The sequence below is a fragment of the Legionella sheltonii genome (assembly GCF_026191355.1).
Taxonomy (GTDB): domain Bacteria; phylum Pseudomonadota; class Gammaproteobacteria; order Legionellales; family Legionellaceae; genus Legionella; species Legionella sheltonii.
Genome location: NZ_JAPHOQ010000060.1, coordinates 1 through 410, shown reverse-complemented (window position 1 = coordinate 410; position 410 = coordinate 1). Strand labels below are relative to the sequence as shown.

Sequence of the window (410 nt, the reverse complement as noted above, 5' to 3'; positions counted from 1 at the left end):
CAGGCCTTGAATTATGAATCAACTTCTAATTGAAAATTCACAATTCAAGGCCTGACCCTCTGACTCGTTTAATAAATAGATGTTAAAATTTTGTTCTTTACTTGCTAATAATAGACCACCATGAAATCTAAAGATGAAAATATTTCTCTCAAAAGAAAAGCAAGCGCAATAGAACAAGTCCAATTAGATGGGCCGAGAAGCCTAGAGGTAGATGGGATAATGGAAATAGGGAAAGAAGAATTCTATCAGCAAAAAGCGCCTAAAAGGCAAAAAGAGATCACTGATAACAGCTCTAATGAATTACCCGCTACAATCATGGAAGAGCTACTGAAATTGATGTTTTCTCAACCGGAAGTATTAACACCCCAACCACTGAATCCTAATTTATATTCATCCATATTTTCCCCACT

1 protein-coding gene is annotated in these 410 nt (G+C 35.9%); it reads left to right on the top strand.

Annotated features, from left to right (window positions below):
- Positions 1 to 120 precede the first annotated feature (120 nt).
- A partial coding sequence (locus OQJ26_RS19365) for a hypothetical protein (RefSeq protein ID WP_265705297.1) occupies positions 121 to 410 on the top strand: 290 nt, incomplete at its 3' end.